Source organism: Streptomyces carminius, from assembly GCF_002794255.1.
In the GTDB taxonomy this organism is placed as follows: Bacteria; Actinomycetota; Actinomycetes; order Streptomycetales; family Streptomycetaceae; genus Streptomyces; species Streptomyces carminius.
Genome location: NZ_PGGW01000058.1, coordinates 241,423 through 257,820, shown reverse-complemented (window position 1 = coordinate 257,820; position 16,398 = coordinate 241,423). Strand labels below are relative to the sequence as shown.

The window sequence follows — 16,398 nt, the reverse complement described above, 5'->3', positions numbered from 1 at the left end:
GTGAGCCGGGGATCACCCGGATGCCCCCGGTGGTGTTCTCCGGACTGCCTCTCGGGTCCGCCCTCCGGGCTTCCGGGCTTCCGGGCTTCCGGGCTTCCGGGCTTCCGGGCTTCCGGGGTCCCCGGGGTCCCCGGGGACCCCGGGGCCGGTCAGGGGTTTCCGGCCCGGTCCGCTCCGCCCCGGCCGGTGCCGTCCGGCTCCGGCGGGAACCACCGGTCGAGCAGCGCGTTGCGGAAGACACCCGCCGGGTCCCGGCGGCGCAGCAGCGCGCGGAAGTCCGCCCAGTGCCCGTAGGAGGCGGCCAGCGTCTCCGGTGCCATGCCGGACAGCTTCCCCCAGTGGGGACGGACGCCGAACGGGGCGAGCGCCTCCTCGATCCGGCGCAGCACGGGCTCGACGGCGGCGGTGTCGGGGATCCAGGTGAAGTGGAAGGCGACGCTGTCGCGGCCGTGGGCGGGGCTGAGCCAGTGCGGGTCGGCGGCGACGGTGCGGATCTCGGACACCTGCAGCACGGGCGCCAGCAGACCCCCGAGCTCCCGCAGCGCGGCGACGGCCCCGGCGGCCCGGGCGGCGGGCACGAAGTACTCCGACTGCAGCTCGTCACCGACGCTGGGCACGAAACCGGCGCGGAAGTGCGGCAGCCGCTCGTCCCACGGCCCGGCCACGCCCCCCTGCTCGGTGGCGTTCTCCACCGGCATTCCCTCGATCGGGTGACGGGGGCCGTCCGCGGGCCGGGCGCCGGTCCAGGCCAGGTCGGGGCGCGGACCGCCGGCCCGGTGCTTGACCCACACGCGCGGCGGGCCCGCCCAGTCGGTGAAGACGCTGACGCTGTACGCGGCGCCCAGTATCCGTCCGGCGTGCTCGGTGAGCACCGGCCAGGGCAGCCCCTCGTACACGTACTGCTCGATCTCGTAGGCCTCGACCGCCTCCACGGTGAGGGCGGTGACCACCCCCAGGGCACCGAGCGAGACCACGCTCCCGAAGAACTCGTCGGAGGGTTCGGTGGCGGCGCCGCCCGGACCGCCCGTACCGGCGCCGCCGCGGGTGACGGTGACCGTCGCCCCGTCCGCCGTGAGCAGCTCCACGGACCGTACGGCCGCCGCCAGCGTGCCCCCGGTGTGCCCCGAGCCGTGCGTGCCGGTGGCGTACGCCCCGGCCAGGGTGAAGTGCGGGGTGGACGGCAGGTTCGGCAGCGCCAGCCCGTGCCGCCGCAGCACCGGGCACAGTTCGCCGAACCGCACCGCGCCGCCGACCCGGACGGTGCGGCTCGCGGTGTCCACCTCGGCGGTGCGGGCGGCGGGCAGCGCGTCCAGGGCGATCAGGGCGCCGGTGGTGTCGGCGATCCGGTTGAAGGAGTGGCCCGAGCCCAGCACCTTCAGCCGGCCGCCCGCCGCGGCCGCGTCCGTCACCAGGTCCCGGAGCCGGCCGGGCGACGCCGGGCGGTGCAGGGTCCGGGTGGTGAACTCGACGTTCCCCGCCCAGTTCGTCAGCGTCGCGGCCATCGTGCTCTCCCTGTGCTCCCGTGCCCCGTACCCCGTGCTCCGGGCACTGCGGCGCCCGGCCGTGCGAGCGTACGACATGCGTACGAACCGTTCCGCGGTGCGTGCCGGCCGCGGCCGGAGGGCAGACGGGACCGGAGGAGCGGGTGGGAAGACCGGCTGGGAAGCCTGGTGGAGAGGGGGTCGCCGGAGTGGCGGACAGGGCACTGGTGCTCGGCAGCGGCGGGTTCGCCGGCGGGGCGTGGCAGGCCGGGGTGCTGGCCGGGCTGGCCGGGGCGGGGGTGGACCTCGCCGGTGCCGATGTGGTGATCGGCACGTCGGCGGGGGCGGTGGTCGGCGCCGGGCTGGTGGCCGGGAGGCTTCCGGAGGAACTCGCGGAGACGGAGTCCGGCCCGGACGGGCCCGCCTTCGCGCCGCACGTCACCCCCGGACTGGCCCTGCGGTTCCTGTGGGCCCAGTTCGGCGGCCCCCGCACCCCGCGGGCGGTGGCACGGCGGCTGGGGCGGATGGCGCTGGCCGCCCGTACCGTGCCGGAGGCCGAGACGGTGGCGGCCGTCGCCGGGCTGCTGCCGGTACGGGACTGGCCCGACGGGCGGCTGCACGTCACCGCCGTGGACGCGGACACCGGCGAGCTGGGCGTCTTCCGCTCCGGCGGCGGGGCCGACCTGCCGCGGGCGGTCACCGCGAGCTGCACCCTGGCGGGGCTGTGGCCGCCGGTCGCCCTGGGCGGACGGCGGTGGATCGACGGCGGCGTGTGGTCCGCCGCCAACGCCCATCTGGCCCGGGGACACGACCGGGTCGTGGTGCTCGCCCCGCTGACCCGGGCGTTCGGGCCGGGCGCCACCGCCGGGCGGCAGGCCGACCGGCTGCGGGTGTCCGGGGCGCGGGTCGCGCTGGTCACCCCGGAGGCCGCCGTCCGCCGCGCGCTGGTCCGCAATCCTCTCGACCCGGCCCGCCGGGCGGCCTGCGCACGGGCGGGACGCGCCCAGGCCGCCGCGTGCGCGCGGGCCGTGGCCGAGGTGTGGCAGGAGGGCTGAGCGGGCCGGCCCGTTACGCCGCCGCCTTCTCCTTCTTCTGCTGCCCGTCGCTCTCCCAGGGCTTGAGCAGCACCTTGGTCCAGCCGTCCTCCCGCCGGTCGAAGCGCTGGTAGGCGTCCGGGGCCTCGTCCAGCGGGACACGGTGGGAGACCACGAAGGAGGGATTGGCCCGGCCGGAGACGATCATGTCGCGCAGCTGGCGGTTGTACGCCTTGACGTTCGCCTGGCCGGTGCCCATGCGCAGGCCCTTCTCGAAGAACCTGCCGATCCGGAACAGCAGCTCACCCTTCTGCGCGCTCTCGCTGGGGCCGCCCGGGTCCTCGGGGACGTACAGCCCGACCACACCGAGCATGCCGGTGGGGCGCACGGACTCGACCAGGTTGTTGAGCACGATCGCGGGCTGCTCCTCGCCCTCGGCCACCGTGGCCTGGTAGCCGACGGCGTCGATGCCCTTGTCGGTGCCCTCGCCGCCGGTCTGCTCCTTGATCTGCTCGACGGCGTCGACCTCGCTGTAGTCGATCGGCGTGGCGCCGATCCGTCCGGCCAGCCGCAGCCGGTCCGGCTGGCGGTCGACGACGAAGACGCGGGAGGCGCCGCGCAGGACCGCGGAGTAGGCGGCCATCAGGCCCACCGGCCCGGCGCCGTACACGCACACCGTCTCACCGGGGGAGACCCGGGCCAGCTCGGCGGCGTGGTAGCCGGTGGGGAAGATGTCGGCGAGCAGGGCGAAGTCGTCCTCGTGCTCGTCGCCCGGGGGCAGCTTCAGGCAGTTGAAGTCGGCGAACGGCACCCGCAGGTACTCCGCCTGCCCGCCGCGGTAGGGGCCCATCGACACGTAGCCGTAGGCGCCGCCCGCGAAGCCCTCGTTGACGGTCAGGCAGAAGCCGGTGTTGCCGGCCAGGCAGTTCCGGCAGAAGCCGCAGGCCACGTTGAACGGCAGGACGACCCGGTCGCCCTTTTGTATCGAGGCGACGCCGGGGCCGGTCTCCACCACGACACCCATGTTCTCGTGGCCGAACACGATGCCCGACTCCGCGCCGGTGCGCCCCTCGTACATGTGCAGGTCGGAACCGCAGATCGCGGACGTGGTGACCTTGATGACCACATCGGTGGGGTCCTCGATCCGGGGGTCGGAGACCTCCTCCACGGCCACGGTGTACGGCTCCTTGTAGACGACGGCCTTCACGGGTGCCTCCTCGCTCTGTGCGGTGCGGTTGCCGGTTGCCGGTTGCCTCGGCGCGGGGCCCGTTGTGCGGTTTTTCAGTCGCAATGCGCACATAGGAACCGGGATGTTCACGAGTGTCCGTACGGCGGTCGGGTGAAACATCCCGGCGGGCGGTACGGAAGGCGCCGCTCCGGCGCACTCCGAAGCGCGCTGGGAGCGCATCAGCGGTGCACGACCACTGACGAACCGGGACAGAACCACTAATCTGGTGTGTGCCGCCTCGTGATCAGGAGTGATGTCCGTGTACTCGGTGCCGCCCCGACGCGTCCTGGTGGCGACCGACCTCTCGGCCGAGGCGGGCAGGGCGGTGGAGCGCGCGGCCTCCCTCGCCGCCGACTGCGGCGCGGATCTGCACGTGGTGTACGCCGTACCGCCGGACACGGCTCCGGAGCTGCTGGAGTTCGCCCGCTCCGAGCTGCGCTCCCACCTCCAGCGCCACACCCGGGAGGCGCCCGGCGGCACGGCCGTCACCGAGGTGCGCTCCGGCCACACGGCCCCGGTGATCCTGGACGAGGTGGCGGCGGCGGACGCGGACCTGCTGGTCGTGGGGGCCCGCGGAGCGGACGGACGGGCCGGCGTACCGGTCGGCGGCACCCCGTGGAACCTGGTGCGGGCGAGCGGGATCCCGATGCTGCTCGTCAGACAGCCGCCCGCCACCGCGTACCGCACGGTCCTGCTCGCCGTGGACGACACGGAGCCCTCCCGCGCCGCGGCCCGGCTCGGCACCGCACTGTTCCCCGGCGCCGATCACCTCCTGGCGCGCTCCTGCCCCGTCCCCGGCGAGAACCTGCTCCTCCAGCAGGGAGTGGACGAGGACGGGCTGCGGCAACTGCGGCAGGCGGTCACCGAACAGGCCCGCCCCGAGGTCGAGCGGCTGGCGGACGAGCTGGACCCGAGGCCGGTGCGCGTCCTGATCGTGCCGGGGCGCCCGCAGGACACCGTCGCGGAACTGGCCGGGACGCAAGGGGCCCAGCTGGTGGTGGTCGGCACCGGGACGCAGTCCGGCCTGGGGTACGTCCTCCTCGGCAGCGTCGCCCGGCACGTGATGGCCTGGGCGCCGTGCGACGTGCTGGTGGTCCCCGGGGTCAGGGGATGACCACCGCGGCGCCGGACCACTGAGGGCCGGCACCGCGGCGCCGACGGGACGAGGGCCGGGAGCGGCCGGAACCGGCCGGGAGTGAACGGAGGACGAGGCCATGGACCCGCACGACTTCACCCTCGTCGCCGCCGTGCTCGGCGTCTCCGCCCTGCTGGGGATGGTCGCGGTCCAGTTGCGGCAGCCGCTGATCGTCGCCTTCATCGGGGTGGGCATCCTGGTCGGCCCCACGGGCACCGGCTGGGTGGCGGCCGACGGCACCGTCGAACTGCTCGCCCGGCTGGGCATCGCGGTGCTGCTGTTCCTGGTGGGACTCCGGCTCGACCTGCACCTGGTGCGCACCACCGGCCCCGTGGCGCTGGCCACCGGACTCGGCCAGGTGCTGTTCACCTCGGTGTTCGGCTTCCTGATCGCCCTGGGGCTGGGCATGGACGCCGTGACGGCGCTCTACGTCGCGGTCGCGCTCACCTTCTCCTCCACGATCATCATCGTGAAGCTGCTGTCCGACAAGCGCGAGCTGGAGCAGCTCCACGGCCGCATCGCGGTGGGCTTCCTGATCGTCCAGGACATCGTCGTGGTGCTGGTGATGATCGCGTTGACCGCGTTCGGGCAGCGCACCGGGGACACCGGCGGCGGCATGGCCCTGGAGGTGGCGCTGGTCCTCGCCAAGGGGCTGGGGCTGCTGGCCGGGATCGCCCTGCTGATGCGCTACGTCCTGCCGCCGCTGCTGCACCACATCGCCCGCTCCCAGGAGCTGCTGGTGCTCTTCGGCGTGGCCTACGCCGTGTCGGTCGCCGCGCTGAGCGAGTGGCTGGGCTTCAGCTCGGAGGTCGGGGCCTTCCTGGCCGGGGTCTCCCTGGCGAGCACCCCCTACCGGGACGCGCTGGGTGCCCGGCTGGTCAGTCTGCGCGACTTCCTGCTGCTGTTCTTCTTCCTCGAACTGGGCGCCCGGCTGGAGTTCGACGAGGCCGGCTCACAGCTCGTCGAGGCGCTGGTCTTCTCGGTGTTCGTGCTGGTCGGGAACCCGCTGATCGTCGTGCTGATCATGGTCGCCATGCGGTATCCGCCGCGGGTGGGCTTCCTGGCCGGGCTCACGGTCGCCCAGATCTCGGAGTTCTCCCTGATCCTCGCCGCCCTCGGCTACAGCCTCGGGCACATCGGCGCCGGGGCCGTCAGCCTGATCACCGTCGTCGGACTGATCACCATCGGCGGCTCCACCTATCTGATCCTCTACTCCCACCAGCTCTACCGGCGCCTGGAACGCTGGCTGACCAGGCTCGACCGGACCGGCGGCCGCCAGGTGGGGGTCGGTGGGGAGGAGCCGGAGGCCGACGTCATCCTCTACGGACTGGGCCGCTTCGGCGGCCCTCTGGCCGACCGGCTCGGCGACGCCGGGCACCGTCTCCTGGCGGTGGACTTCGACCCGCACCGGGTGAGGCGGAACCACCGGGAGGGTGTGACGGCGGTCTTCGGCAGCGCCGAGGACGCGCACTTCCTGGAGCACCTGCCGCTGACCCGGGCCCGCTGCGTGATCAGCACCATCCCCCTGCCGGACACCAACCGGGCCCTGCTGCACGGGCTGCGGCACCACGGCTACCGGGGGTACGTCGCCCTCACCGCCCACACCCCGCGCGCCGCCGAGCAACTGCGCGTGGCCGGGGCGGACCTGGTCATCGAGCCCTTCGACGCGGCGGCGTCGGAGGTGACGGAGTCGGTGGAGGAACTGCTGCGGAGATGAGGGGGCGGCGGGGACGGCGGCGGAGCCGTCCACGGCTCCCGGTCCGTCCCGCGTGCGGTACGGCGGGGGTGTACCTTGCGACACCCCCGCTCCGGTGCGTACGCCCAGTGTGGCCGCCCGCGACCGTCCGTAGCGTTCTTGGTGCGGCGCAGGGAGCGCCGGAGAGCGGGAGGAACGACCATGTGGAATCGGAGTCGCAAGGGTGGGGGGCCGGCGTCCGCCGCCGGGGCGGGCGAGGCGCTGCGGCTGGTGGGGATCACCCGGACCTACGGGGCCGTCGGCGCCGGCGGCGGGGTGCGGGCGCTGGACGACGTGTCGCTGAGCCTGCGGGCCGGGAGCTTCACCGCCGTCATGGGCCCCTCCGGTTCGGGGAAGTCCACCCTGCTGCAGTGCGCGGCCGGGCTCGACCGCCCGGACCGCGGGCTGGTCGTGGTGGACGGCGCGGAGATGACGGGCCGCGGCGAGGCCGAGCTGACGCGCTTCCGCCGCACCCGGATCGGCTTCGTCTTCCAGCAGTACAACCTGCTGCCCACCCTCACCGTCGAGCAGAACACCGTCCTGCCGCTGAAGCTCGCCGGACGGCGCGTGGACCGGGGGCGGGCGCGGGAGATCCTCGGCCGGGTCGGCCTCGGGGACCGCCTGGGCCATCTGCCCGACGAGCTCTCCGGCGGCCAGCGCCAGCGGGTCGCCATCGCCCGGGCACTGGTCACCGAGCCCGCCGTGATCTTCGCGGACGAGCCGACCGGCGCGCTGGACTCCCGCAGCGCGCGGGACGTCCTGGCGCTGCTGCGGGACACCGCCCACACACACGGCCGGACGGTGGTGATGGTGACGCACGACCCCGTGGCCGCCTCGTACGCCGACTCGGTGCGGTTCCTCGCCGACGGCCGGCTGGCCGGTGAGCTGGTGCGGCCCACCGTGGACACCGTCGCCGAGCGGCTGGCCCACCTGGGCGACGACAGCCATGCTGCCGGTGCCGTCGCCTCCGCCCACGACGCGCCGCTGGGGGTGTGAGCGATGTTCGCACTGGCCGTACGCTCCGTCCGGAAACGCCCCGGACGCTTCTTCGCCACCCTGCTGGCCACCTCCCTGGGTGCCGCGCTCACCATGACCTTCGGTTCGCTGCGGGACACGGCGGACGCCGCCGGCGGCGCCGCCGCCACCGGCGCGGAGACGCTCGGCACCGTCGGGACCATGGTCGGCGGCTACGGAGCGCTGCTGGTGTTCTTCTCCGTCGCCTCCACCCTGACCGTGAACGTCCGGCAGCGCGCCGCCGAGCTCGCACTGCTGCGCAGCATCGGGGCCACCCCGGGGCAGATCCGGCGGATGGTCGTCGGCGAGGCGGCCGTGCTCGCCCTCGCGGGGGTGCTGGTGGCCGTGGTGCCCGCGGTGTTCGGCGGCCGGCTGCTGCTGGAGATGTTCAAGGACAGCGGGCAGGTCGCCCAGGGCGTGGACCACGCACTGGGGCCCGTGGCGCTGCTCTCGGGCATCGGTGTCACCCTGCTGGCCTCGGTGGGCGCCGCGTTCCTCGCGGTGCGCCGGGCGACCAGGGAGGCCGCCGGGAAGCGCGGGCGCTCCGGCCGGGTCCGGACCGTCGTGGGCTGCCTCATTGTCGCGGCCGGTACGGCGGGAGTGCTCGCCACCTTCGGGATGGACGCCGAGGAGCCCGCGCTGATGGCGGCCCCGGGATACGGCGCGATCGTGCTGGCCGTCGGCTTCGCGCTGCTCTCCCCGGTGCTGCTGCGCGGTCTGCTGGCCATGGCGGGCAGGCCGGTCGCGGCGCTCGCCGGCGTGAGCGGACAACTGGCCGTGCACAACATGCGCAAGGGCGCCGAGCGGCTGTCCGGAGTGCTGATGCCGATGACCATCTTCGTCGGGCTGGCGACGGCGACGCTCTACATGCGGGCCATCCAGAACGACGTGCTGACGCCGTCCGGCGTCACCGTGACGGCCGAGGACGAGAACATGGAGACGCTGAACACGATGTTGGTCGGCATCATCGTGGTCTTCGCCTGCCTCATGCTGGTCAACAGCCTGTACGCGGCCACCACCCACCGCCGTTCCGAGTTCGGCCGGCAGCGGCTGGCGGGGGCCACCCCCGGACAGGTGATGGGAATGGTCGGTGTGGAGACGCTGGTGCTGACGGTGACCGGGGTCTTCCTCGGCACGGCCGCGGGGCTCGCCGGGGTCACGGCCTTCAACTCCGTCCTCACCGACTCGACTCTGCCCACCGCGCAGGGCCCGGGAATCTGGCTGGTCATCGTGGCGGTCGCCGCGGTGGCCACGCTGGTCACCGGCCTGAGCACGGCCCGCCGGACGCTGGGCGTCCCGGCGGTGCGGGCGGCGGCGGTGGCCGCCTGAGCCCCGCCCGTGTCCACGCACCCGCACCGCCGCGGCCGGCCGTTCCGTACGGCCGGCCGCGGCGTTTCCGGCGTTTCCGGCGTTTCCCCGGCTCCGCCGTCGGCACGCCGTCGGCCCGCTGTCGGTGACCTGTCAGCGGCGGCCGCCCCGCGCCCGTTCGGGGAGTGCGCGGAGTTCCTCGTCGAGTTCGGGAGCGGGGATGTCGTGACCGGTGTTGAAACCCTTGAGGATCGCGGGGCCTCCCCGTTTCGCGGCCCGGTGGGCGTAGCAGACCTCCACCCGGCCGCACTGCGCGCAGAAACCGGTGGACGCGAAGGGAGAGAGCGGTACCGGTCCGTCCGGCGTGTGCAGGTACAGCATGTCGTCGCCGACGGGCTCGCCCAGGGTGAACGTCCGGCGCTCGAAGTCGGGATGGTCGCCCATCACATGACCGGCCTCCACGTCGTAGGTGCGGGTACGCGGCCGGTACGCGCAGCGGACGGTGAGCAGCCAGGGGAGGTCCGCCAGGAACCGGGCCCGCTCCAGGGCGCCTTCCAGGTGGGGCAGTTGCCCGGCCACCCGCGCGGCGGCCTCCTGCCGGCTGCGCGGCCGGTCGCCGTGGGCGGACCGGTTGCGCTCGTCGCGCAGGGCGTCGAGACGCCCGACGATCCCCGGGGCGCCGGGCCGGTCCGCCAGGGCGTCCCGCAGTCCGGACACCGTTTCGAGGGGGTCTGGGGGCAGGGCCCCCAGACCGTCCAGCCAGGTTGTCCAGGTGCCGAAGGTGGTGCCCGCGCCGGTGTAGGCGCCGCGCAGCGTGGCGAGCCGGCGGACCACCGGATCGTCCTCCGGACCGCCCCGGCCGGCGCACTCGCGGTTGAGGAGCGCCGCCACCGTCACGCTGGCCGTCGCGGCGAGGATCTCGGCGGCCCCGAGCAGCGCCTCGTACCGGTCCCGGTCGGTGTGCGCCTGCTGGAGCGCCCGTACGGCCCGGGCGACGGGGTGCGGCAGCGAGGTCCGGGCGTGCGCCAGCACGGAGGAGGCGGTCGGGTCCGGGCCGGGGCGGGGAGCCGCCGGAGGACGGTGACCGGCGGGCGGCCGCGGCCACGGCTCACGGGCGTGCGGAACGGACGGCCGCGGCGGATCCGGCGGACGCGACGGCGGCGGGACGGGCGTGGACGGCGCGGCGGACGGTCCCGGCCGCCGCGCCCGGCGCGATCGCCACCGCCGGAAGAGCAACCGCAGCCAGGCGGGCAGCACACCGAAGAGGGCGGTCATGACGAGGATGGCCAGCAGGGTGTCCAGCCACACGGGCAGCGGACTGGGCGGATCGGGCTCCTCGGCGGTCGGGATGGAGACGGCGGACACGGCTCCCCAGAACACGGTCAGCCAGAACAGCCAGTCCCGGTGGACGGGCGCGTCGTACAGCCGCAGGACGGCGTTGGGGCGTTTGGGGAGAGGCGGCGGAGGACCGGAGGAGGACGTGGAGTCACCATGCACACACTCATGGTGCCCGATGCGTGGGCGCGGGCCGACGCCCCGTCAGATGGCCTTCACTCCCTCCCCACAGACCGCTCGGGCCGCTCGGGCCGCTCCGGCCGCAGGAACGGGCGGTCGGCCGGGGAGACCCGGCCGAGGGGGCCGGCGGCGCGCAGGACGACGTCGAGGACCGCGTCGGGCGGTGCCGCGTAACTGTGGGAGAACCACGGCATGTTCGCCTCCACCACCGCCCAGCGCCCGCGGCCGGTGCCGGGCTCGCGCAGCAGGCCGACATCGACGGTGACCGCGCTGGGCAGCAGGTCCCCGGCCGCCGCCAGGAGCCGCCCGGCGAACCGGCGCACCTGCCGCTCGTACCGCTCCCCGGCCAGCGGCGCGACGTCGAGCACACCGTGGACGGCGTAGCGGCTCCCGGCGGCCACCGCACGGTCCAAGAGGAACAGCCGGTACTCGGCGGCGAAGTGCACCACCTCGCCGACCAGCACCGGGGTGTCCGGCCCGAGGCGCTCCCCGGTGCGGGGCAGCCGCGAGCCGTCGGCGTACACCGCGGCCGGGAAGGACTTGTCGCCGGGCGGCTTGACGAAGGCGGGGCGGGGCAGTGTCCACGCCCGGGCCAGGGTGGTCAGTTCGATCCGCCGGGCGGTGAACTCCCGGGGCAGCCGGACGAGCCAGTCGTCCGGCGGCTCCAGCAGCCCCAGACCGGCCGGGCCGGCGACCCGGTCGGCCGTCAGCGGCCCGCCGTACCAGTGCACCGGCCGCCCGGTGAGCGCGGCGAGCGTGTGCGGGCCGGTGAGGGTGTACGTCTCCAGGCCGCGGCGGGCCGCGGCCCGGGCCAGGAGGAGGGCGGTACTGGTCCGCTGCGCCGCGACGAGCAGGACCGGTCTCATCCGCCGTTCCCGTCCCGCTCCGGCGCGGCGTCCGCGCCCGCCTTCCCGCGGCGGCCGCCCCGCGGTCCGCCGGCCGCCGTCCCCGCCGCGGCCGGGAGGAAGTGGTCGAGCAGGTCGTGCACCTCCCGCACCAGCGGGCGCGGCAGCCGGAAGCGGGTCAGCCCGATCGCGCGGGCGCGGACCGGCGCGGCGCGCTCGACGAGGCGGCGGCTGTCGGCCGAGCCCTCGGAGCGGCCGTGGACCCGGAACAGGACGAGGCCCATCTGATGGAGCCACAGCAACTGCGGCGGGTGGTCGGCGAGTTCGGGGCCGTACCGGGTGTCCGTGCCGGCCAGGACCCGGCGGTGGAGGCCGACCGCGGCCAGGCGGGGGACCTCGGACTCGGCGGAGAACGGACTGAGCGGGCTCTCCGGGCCGGCGGTGTTCTTGAAGAACTGGGCGGCGAACCCGTGGTACGGACCGGCGATGTCCAGGCGGGCCGGCAGGGCCCCGCGAATGCGTGCCGCGAGGTCCCGCTCGCCGTCCAGGGCCATGGCGGCCGCCGCGTGGTGCTCGGCGGTGATGCGGTCGTAGAGGCCCTGGATCAGGGTCCGGGTCTGCTCGCTCTTCGGCTTCCCCCGGCCCCCGTCCCCGGTGCCGGTGCCGGTTCCGCGTACGGCCTTCGGCGCTGCGTCGTCCACGGGGGCGAGCCTAGCCGGGGGCGGGACAGGAGCCCCCGCAGGACGGCGGCCCGTCCGGGCCGGTACGGGACCAGCCCTGTGCCGGGTCGTACCGCCGGCCGTCGGCGGTGGAGCACGAGCGGCCGCCACACTCCTGCTGCCGCCGGTGCGTCTCGCGGTACTTCGCCGCCGCGAGCACCGTGCCCCGGGCCGGCCGGGCGCCGACGGGGGTGCCCAGCCGGTGGGCCGACGGCCGGTATCCGTCCAGTGCCCACAGGCAGATGGTCCAGGCGGCCGGTCCCCGGTAGACCTGTCCGGCGTCGCCGACGACGGTGATCTCCTCCAGGGTGCGGTCGTGATCCAGGTCCGGCAGTCGCCGACGGGCCTCGTCCGAGCCGGCCGGCACCAGGTCGAGCGGCACGAGCTGCCGCCGGCCGGTGAGCCAGTCCCGCAGGTGGGTGCAGAGCGGGCACCGCGCGTCGTGGAGCACCGTCAGCCGGCGGACCGGGACGCGTGCGGCGTCCCGGCCCCCGGCGGCGGCCCCGTAGGGGGTCGGGGTCGCGGTCACCGGGTCACGCACCCGGGGCCGGGGCGGTGCCGCCCGTCGCCGTCCAGCCCCGCGGCGGCACCGGTGGCACCTGGTCCCGCTCCAGCACCCCGCGCCTGCGGATCCCGCTGAGCACCCAGACGTTGGCCAGGTGCATCGCGCCGAGCACCAGGAGCACCACGCCGAGCTGCTTCGACAGCGCCTCGAACACGCCCCCGGTGGTGTCCACCGGGTCCCCGACCCGCGGGTACAGCGCGACGAAGCCGGGGTTGACCGGGTAGAGCCCGACGACGGACAGATGGTTGACGGCGTCCGCGAGCTTCTCGTTCCCGCCCAGCACGTCCGCGAGGAAGACCAGTCCGTTCCTGCTGAGCGTGCGTGCCACCCAGACGGTCAGTCCGATGCCGACGAGCAGGCAGACGACATACGTGAGCACAGTGAGGTCCATGTCCCCACCCTTCTGGAACGCTTCTTGAACGTGTTCAAAAAGCCGGCGCCATGGGCTGTGGACCTTTTTCGAACGCGTTCAAGCGGTGTCGGGGGTGAACCGCACCGGCCCGCTGCGGAGTCGGGGAGCGGGCACCGATAATGCGCTGGTGAGCACACCTGCCCTCCCTCTGCCGCCGGAGTTGGTACCGGCCGGGGTCCGTCCCTGGCGGTCGGCGGACACCGGGCGCTGGCTGGCCGCGGCCCCGGCCCGCTGGGCGCACCCCCTGTGGTCCTTCCTCGCGCTGCTGGCCGCCGCCATGTGGTGCACGGCGGCGGCGCCCCCGCCGCCGTGCACCACGGCCGAGCCCTGCGGCGCCGACTGGTGGGGCCTGGCGTTCACGGCCGCCGTCCCGCTGACCCTGTACTGGGTCTGGCGGCAGCCGCGGTGGGCCCTCGCCGGACTCGGCGCGATCCTCGTCGGCACCGCGGCGGAGGAAGGCCTCGCCGGCCTGCTGGATCCGCCGGGGCTCGCGCTGTCGGCCGCCGCCGCCTGGACGGCGACGGCGCTGCTCCACCGGCTGGCCGCCGCGGAACGGCGGCGCCGGTACGCCGAGCGGGCCGCGGGCCCCGCCGGCCACCCGCTGCCGGCCGCGGCCCGCACCTTCCGGCGCGGCCGGTTCTCCTTCGGGCTCGCCGCGCCGCTGCTGGCGGTGGCCGGGTTCGGTCTCTGGCAGGCGGAGGAGGGGATCGGCGCGTACGAGAGGTGGGCGGCCGGCGCCGAGCGGATCACCGCCACGGTCACCGGGGCGGACGGGGACGGCGAGGATGACGGGGCCGACGGGGGCGCCTCCGTCCTGACGGCCGGTGCCGGGAACCGCACCTACCGCGTGGAGACCGGCCACCCCGAGGACTATCCGCCCGGCACAGCCGTGGAGCTCCTGTCCGGCGGCGGCCGGCTGCTCCTGGCCTCGGAGCCGTACGACATCCTCGGCTGGGAGCTGCTGGTGCTGGCGGCCGGTGTGCCGGGGGTGGCGTTCGCGGCCAACGGGGCGGTGGGGCGCCGGCGTTCGGTACGGCTGCGCCGGGGGCGGGTGCCGGTGCTGCGGGTACTCGTCCGCGAGGGGCAGGAGGACGCGAGGACCTGGGTGTACGCGGCGGACGACCTCACCGCCGCCACGCCCGTGCTGCACTTCCACTCCCTGCACTCCTTCGAGGACGAGGACGGTGGCGAGGACGGCGAAGGAAGCGGGGACGACGCGGGCGGCGGAGACGGGGTGAACCTCACCGCCGAGGACCTGGCGGAGGCGAAGCGCGAACTCGGCCGGGAACTGCGGGAGATCGCCGACGCGTGCCGCGGCACCGGCACCGGCTCCGCGCCACCGCTGCGCGAGGCGCTGCTGTTCGGCGCCCCGTACCCGGGTGCCGAAGTCGCCCTTCTCACCGCGGACGGCGGCGAGCCGGCCGTGGAGTGCAGCGTCACCCCCGTGAAACCGGCCGGTCCCGGCCTCCGCGACCTCCTGGGCGCCGGCTCCCGGCCCCGGCCCCGCAAGCGCGCGAACGCCCGCCGCCCGGTGGAGGAGGCCGCCGCCGCCATGGCACCGGCGGACGGCCCGCGGTCCTGGTCGGCGGACTCCGGCTCCCGGGCCGTCGGGCTGTTCCTGCTGGTGCTGGAGGGCGGCTTCACCTGGGCCGTCCTGGGCGACGGTTCCTCCTGGGTCTCCTGGCAGACGCTGGTGCTGGTGCTGGGGCTGCGCTGGCTGATCGGCTCGGTCTCCACCGCGTTCGGCTGGCGGGTCACGGCGGACCGCGGGGGTCTGTGGGTGACCGGCGCCTGGCGGGTGCGCCGTGTCCCGTGGGAGCGGCTCGGCGGTGCCGAGCACACCGCGGACCGGCTCCGCCTCCGGCTGTCCGGCGACGAGGTGCTGGACCTCTCGCCCGTGGGCGTGGGCCTGCTCGGACGGCGGGCCGGAGGCCGTACGTCCGCCGCCCGGGCGGCGGAGGAGATACGCGTCCTGCTGTACCGGCCGGGGCTGCGTCCGGCCGGGGACGCCGCCCCGGCCGAGCAGGGCATGCCGCTCGGCCCGGTCGTGGTCGTCCTGTCCGCGCTGTGGACGGCCGCCGTCCTGCTCCTGCTGTGACGAGCGCCGTCGGGGCCGTCCGTGCCGTCGGGGCCGTCCGGCCACCGCTCAGCCGCCGCCCCGCCGCCGGAGCAGTACGGCCGCGGCGGCCGGCAGCGCCGGCGCCGCCGCGTCGATCCGCGCCACCCGCGCCGTCGCGCCGCCCAGCCCCGGCGTGGTGTACGCGGCCCCGGTCAGGCCCTGCCGCCGCCCGGCTCGCCGACGGCCCCGGCGGTGCGCTCCGGGAGACGGCGCCCCCCGCCGGGAGCCCCGCTCTCCTCGGCGAGCTGCGCGCCGAACATGGTTCCGAACATGGCGCCGACCAGTTCCGCGATCCGTAGCTGCACCGGTGTCACGTCCGAGGGGAGGCGCCTGGCCTCGTCCAGGCCCGGCCAGTGCGCCCGGCCCGTCTCCCGGTCGACCTCGACCGGGGGTTCGTGGCCGTCGTGCCCGACGCCGGCCGCGCGCCCGGCCTCCTCCATGGTCTGGTAGTGGGCGAAGTACCGGGCGGCGAGTTCCTCGACCGCCGGGTCCTCCGGGTCCGTGAGCGCCTCCGCGGCCCGGTCCAGGCGGTCCTGCTCGGCGCGCAGCTTCTCGTCGGTGGCGAGGAGGCCGAAGTCGGCGGCCCGGAGCGCGGCCTGCTCGGGGCCGAGGATCCGCTCCGTGACCAGCAGTTCGTCGAGCTGCTCCGGCTTCAGCGGACCCGCGCCGAGCCGTTCGAGCATCTCCCCCACGGCGGGGGAGAGCAGCCCGACGCCGCTGTCGGCGCTGCGCAGGCGGCGGAGCACCTCGCGCTGTGCGCGGACGGCCGCCTCCTTCTCCGCGAGACCCTGGTCGAGGGCTTCGAGTACCGCCTGCCGGGGCCGGTGGCCGTCCGCCGTGAGCACGGTCCGGACGTCGTCCAGGCTCAGCCCGGTCTCCGTCATGCGCCGGATCCACAGCAGGCGCACGATGTCCTCGTAGCCGTACCGGCGCCGGTCGTCGGTGCCGCGCCCGGGCTCCGGCAGCAGGCCGATCTGGTGGTAGTGCCTGATGGCCCGGGGTGTGGTGCCGGCCAGGGAGGCGGCCTCCCCGATCTTGACGCTGCGGCGGGGCACGGGGGGATCGAAGGTCATCGGGACACTGCCTTTCGTTCGCTGCCCCCACGACAGCACATGCCGTTACGTCATCTGCAAGACGGCGGCGGGCACCGGGGGCACGGCCCGGCGCCTCCCTCCGGGGCCGTGCCCCCGGCCCGGCACCGCCCGGGCACTCCGGGGCGTGCCGGACGACCGCCCCACTGCCCCGTGGACTCACCGGGAAAACGGGAGCAGCGGCAGGTCAGGCGCCC

At 75.5% G+C, this 16,398-nt stretch carries 14 protein-coding genes; 6 read left to right on the top strand and 8 right to left on the bottom strand.

Annotated elements, in window-relative coordinates; genetic code table 11:
- Positions 1 to 149: 149 nt before the first annotated feature.
- Positions 150 to 1,502, bottom strand: coding sequence for an FAD-binding protein (locus CUT44_RS18375; RefSeq protein ID WP_100202960.1), 1,353 nt, complete (start codon positions 1,500 to 1,502; stop codon positions 150 to 152).
- Positions 1,503 to 1,690: 188 nt separating this feature from the next.
- On the opposite strand from CUT44_RS18375, the gene CUT44_RS18370 reads away from it, so the two are divergent.
- A complete protein-coding gene (locus CUT44_RS18370) occupies positions 1,691 to 2,536 on the top strand; it encodes a patatin-like phospholipase family protein (protein WP_100202959.1) in 846 nt (281 codons plus the stop codon).
- A gap of 13 nt (positions 2,537 to 2,549) precedes the next feature.
- Here CUT44_RS18370 and CUT44_RS18365 read toward each other — a convergent pair whose 3' ends face one another.
- Positions 2,550 to 3,722, bottom strand: coding sequence for a glutathione-independent formaldehyde dehydrogenase (locus CUT44_RS18365; RefSeq protein WP_100202958.1), 1,173 nt, complete (start codon positions 3,720 to 3,722; stop codon positions 2,550 to 2,552).
- A 274-nt stretch (positions 3,723 to 3,996) separates the two neighbouring features.
- Between CUT44_RS18365 and CUT44_RS18360 the strand changes: the two genes are divergently transcribed.
- From CUT44_RS18360 to CUT44_RS18345, 4 genes are all read left to right on the top strand, one after another.
- Positions 3,997 to 4,857 carry a universal stress protein gene (locus tag CUT44_RS18360; RefSeq protein WP_199185746.1) on the top strand — a complete coding sequence of 287 codons (861 nt, stop codon included), beginning with the start codon at positions 3,997 to 3,999 and terminating at the stop codon, positions 4,855 to 4,857.
- A gap of 100 nt (positions 4,858 to 4,957) precedes the next feature.
- A complete protein-coding gene (locus tag CUT44_RS18355; RefSeq protein WP_100202957.1) occupies positions 4,958 to 6,595 on the top strand; it encodes a cation:proton antiporter in 1,638 nt (545 codons plus the stop codon).
- Positions 6,596 to 6,775: 180 nt separating this feature from the next.
- On the top strand, positions 6,776 to 7,609 hold the full coding sequence (locus tag CUT44_RS18350) for an ABC transporter ATP-binding protein (RefSeq protein WP_100202956.1): 834 nt from the start codon (positions 6,776 to 6,778) through the stop codon (positions 7,607 to 7,609).
- 3 nt (positions 7,610 to 7,612) lie between these two features.
- Entirely contained in the window at positions 7,613 to 8,956 is a 1,344-nt protein-coding gene (locus CUT44_RS18345; RefSeq protein ID WP_100202955.1) for an ABC transporter permease, read from the top strand.
- Positions 8,957 to 9,088: 132 nt separating this feature from the next.
- On the opposite strand, the gene CUT44_RS33165 is transcribed toward CUT44_RS18345, so the two are convergent.
- The 5 genes from CUT44_RS33165 to CUT44_RS18315 are packed head-to-tail and all read right to left on the bottom strand — an operon-like array spanning position 9,089 to position 12,970.
- Positions 9,089 to 10,432 carry a hypothetical protein gene (locus CUT44_RS33165; RefSeq protein WP_158239629.1) on the bottom strand — a complete coding sequence of 448 codons (1,344 nt, stop codon included), beginning with the start codon at positions 10,430 to 10,432 and terminating at the stop codon, positions 9,089 to 9,091.
- Positions 10,433 to 10,485: 53 nt separating this feature from the next.
- Positions 10,486 to 11,316: an ATP-grasp domain-containing protein gene (locus CUT44_RS18330; protein ID WP_100202952.1), complete on the bottom strand. Its 831-nt coding sequence runs from the start codon at positions 11,314 to 11,316 to the stop codon at positions 10,486 to 10,488.
- Positions 11,313 to 11,996, bottom strand: coding sequence for a TetR family transcriptional regulator (locus CUT44_RS18325; protein WP_100202951.1), 684 nt, complete (start codon positions 11,994 to 11,996; stop codon positions 11,313 to 11,315). Before CUT44_RS18325 ends, CUT44_RS18330 begins: the two co-directional genes overlap by 4 nt.
- 10 nt (positions 11,997 to 12,006) lie before the next feature.
- Positions 12,007 to 12,543 (bottom strand): thiol-disulfide oxidoreductase DCC family protein, encoded by a 537-nt coding sequence (locus CUT44_RS18320; protein WP_100203059.1) that lies wholly within the window; start codon positions 12,541 to 12,543, stop codon positions 12,007 to 12,009.
- 4 nt (positions 12,544 to 12,547) lie between these two features.
- The gene (locus tag CUT44_RS18315; protein ID WP_100202950.1) at positions 12,548 to 12,970 is read right to left on the bottom strand and encodes a hypothetical protein; all 423 of its coding nucleotides are present in this window, start codon (positions 12,968 to 12,970) and stop codon (positions 12,548 to 12,550) included.
- A 148-nt stretch (positions 12,971 to 13,118) separates the two neighbouring features.
- Here CUT44_RS18315 and CUT44_RS18310 point away from each other — a divergent pair, with 148 nt between their 5' ends.
- Complete coding sequence (locus tag CUT44_RS18310) at positions 13,119 to 15,089, top strand: hypothetical protein (RefSeq protein WP_100202949.1); 1,971 nt, start codon at positions 13,119 to 13,121, stop codon at positions 15,087 to 15,089.
- Positions 15,090 to 15,262: 173 nt separating this feature from the next.
- Here CUT44_RS18310 and CUT44_RS18305 read toward each other — a convergent pair whose 3' ends face one another.
- Positions 15,263 to 16,183: a MerR family transcriptional regulator gene (locus CUT44_RS18305; protein ID WP_100202948.1), complete on the bottom strand. Its 921-nt coding sequence runs from the start codon at positions 16,181 to 16,183 to the stop codon at positions 15,263 to 15,265.
- Positions 16,184 to 16,398 lie beyond the last annotated feature (215 nt).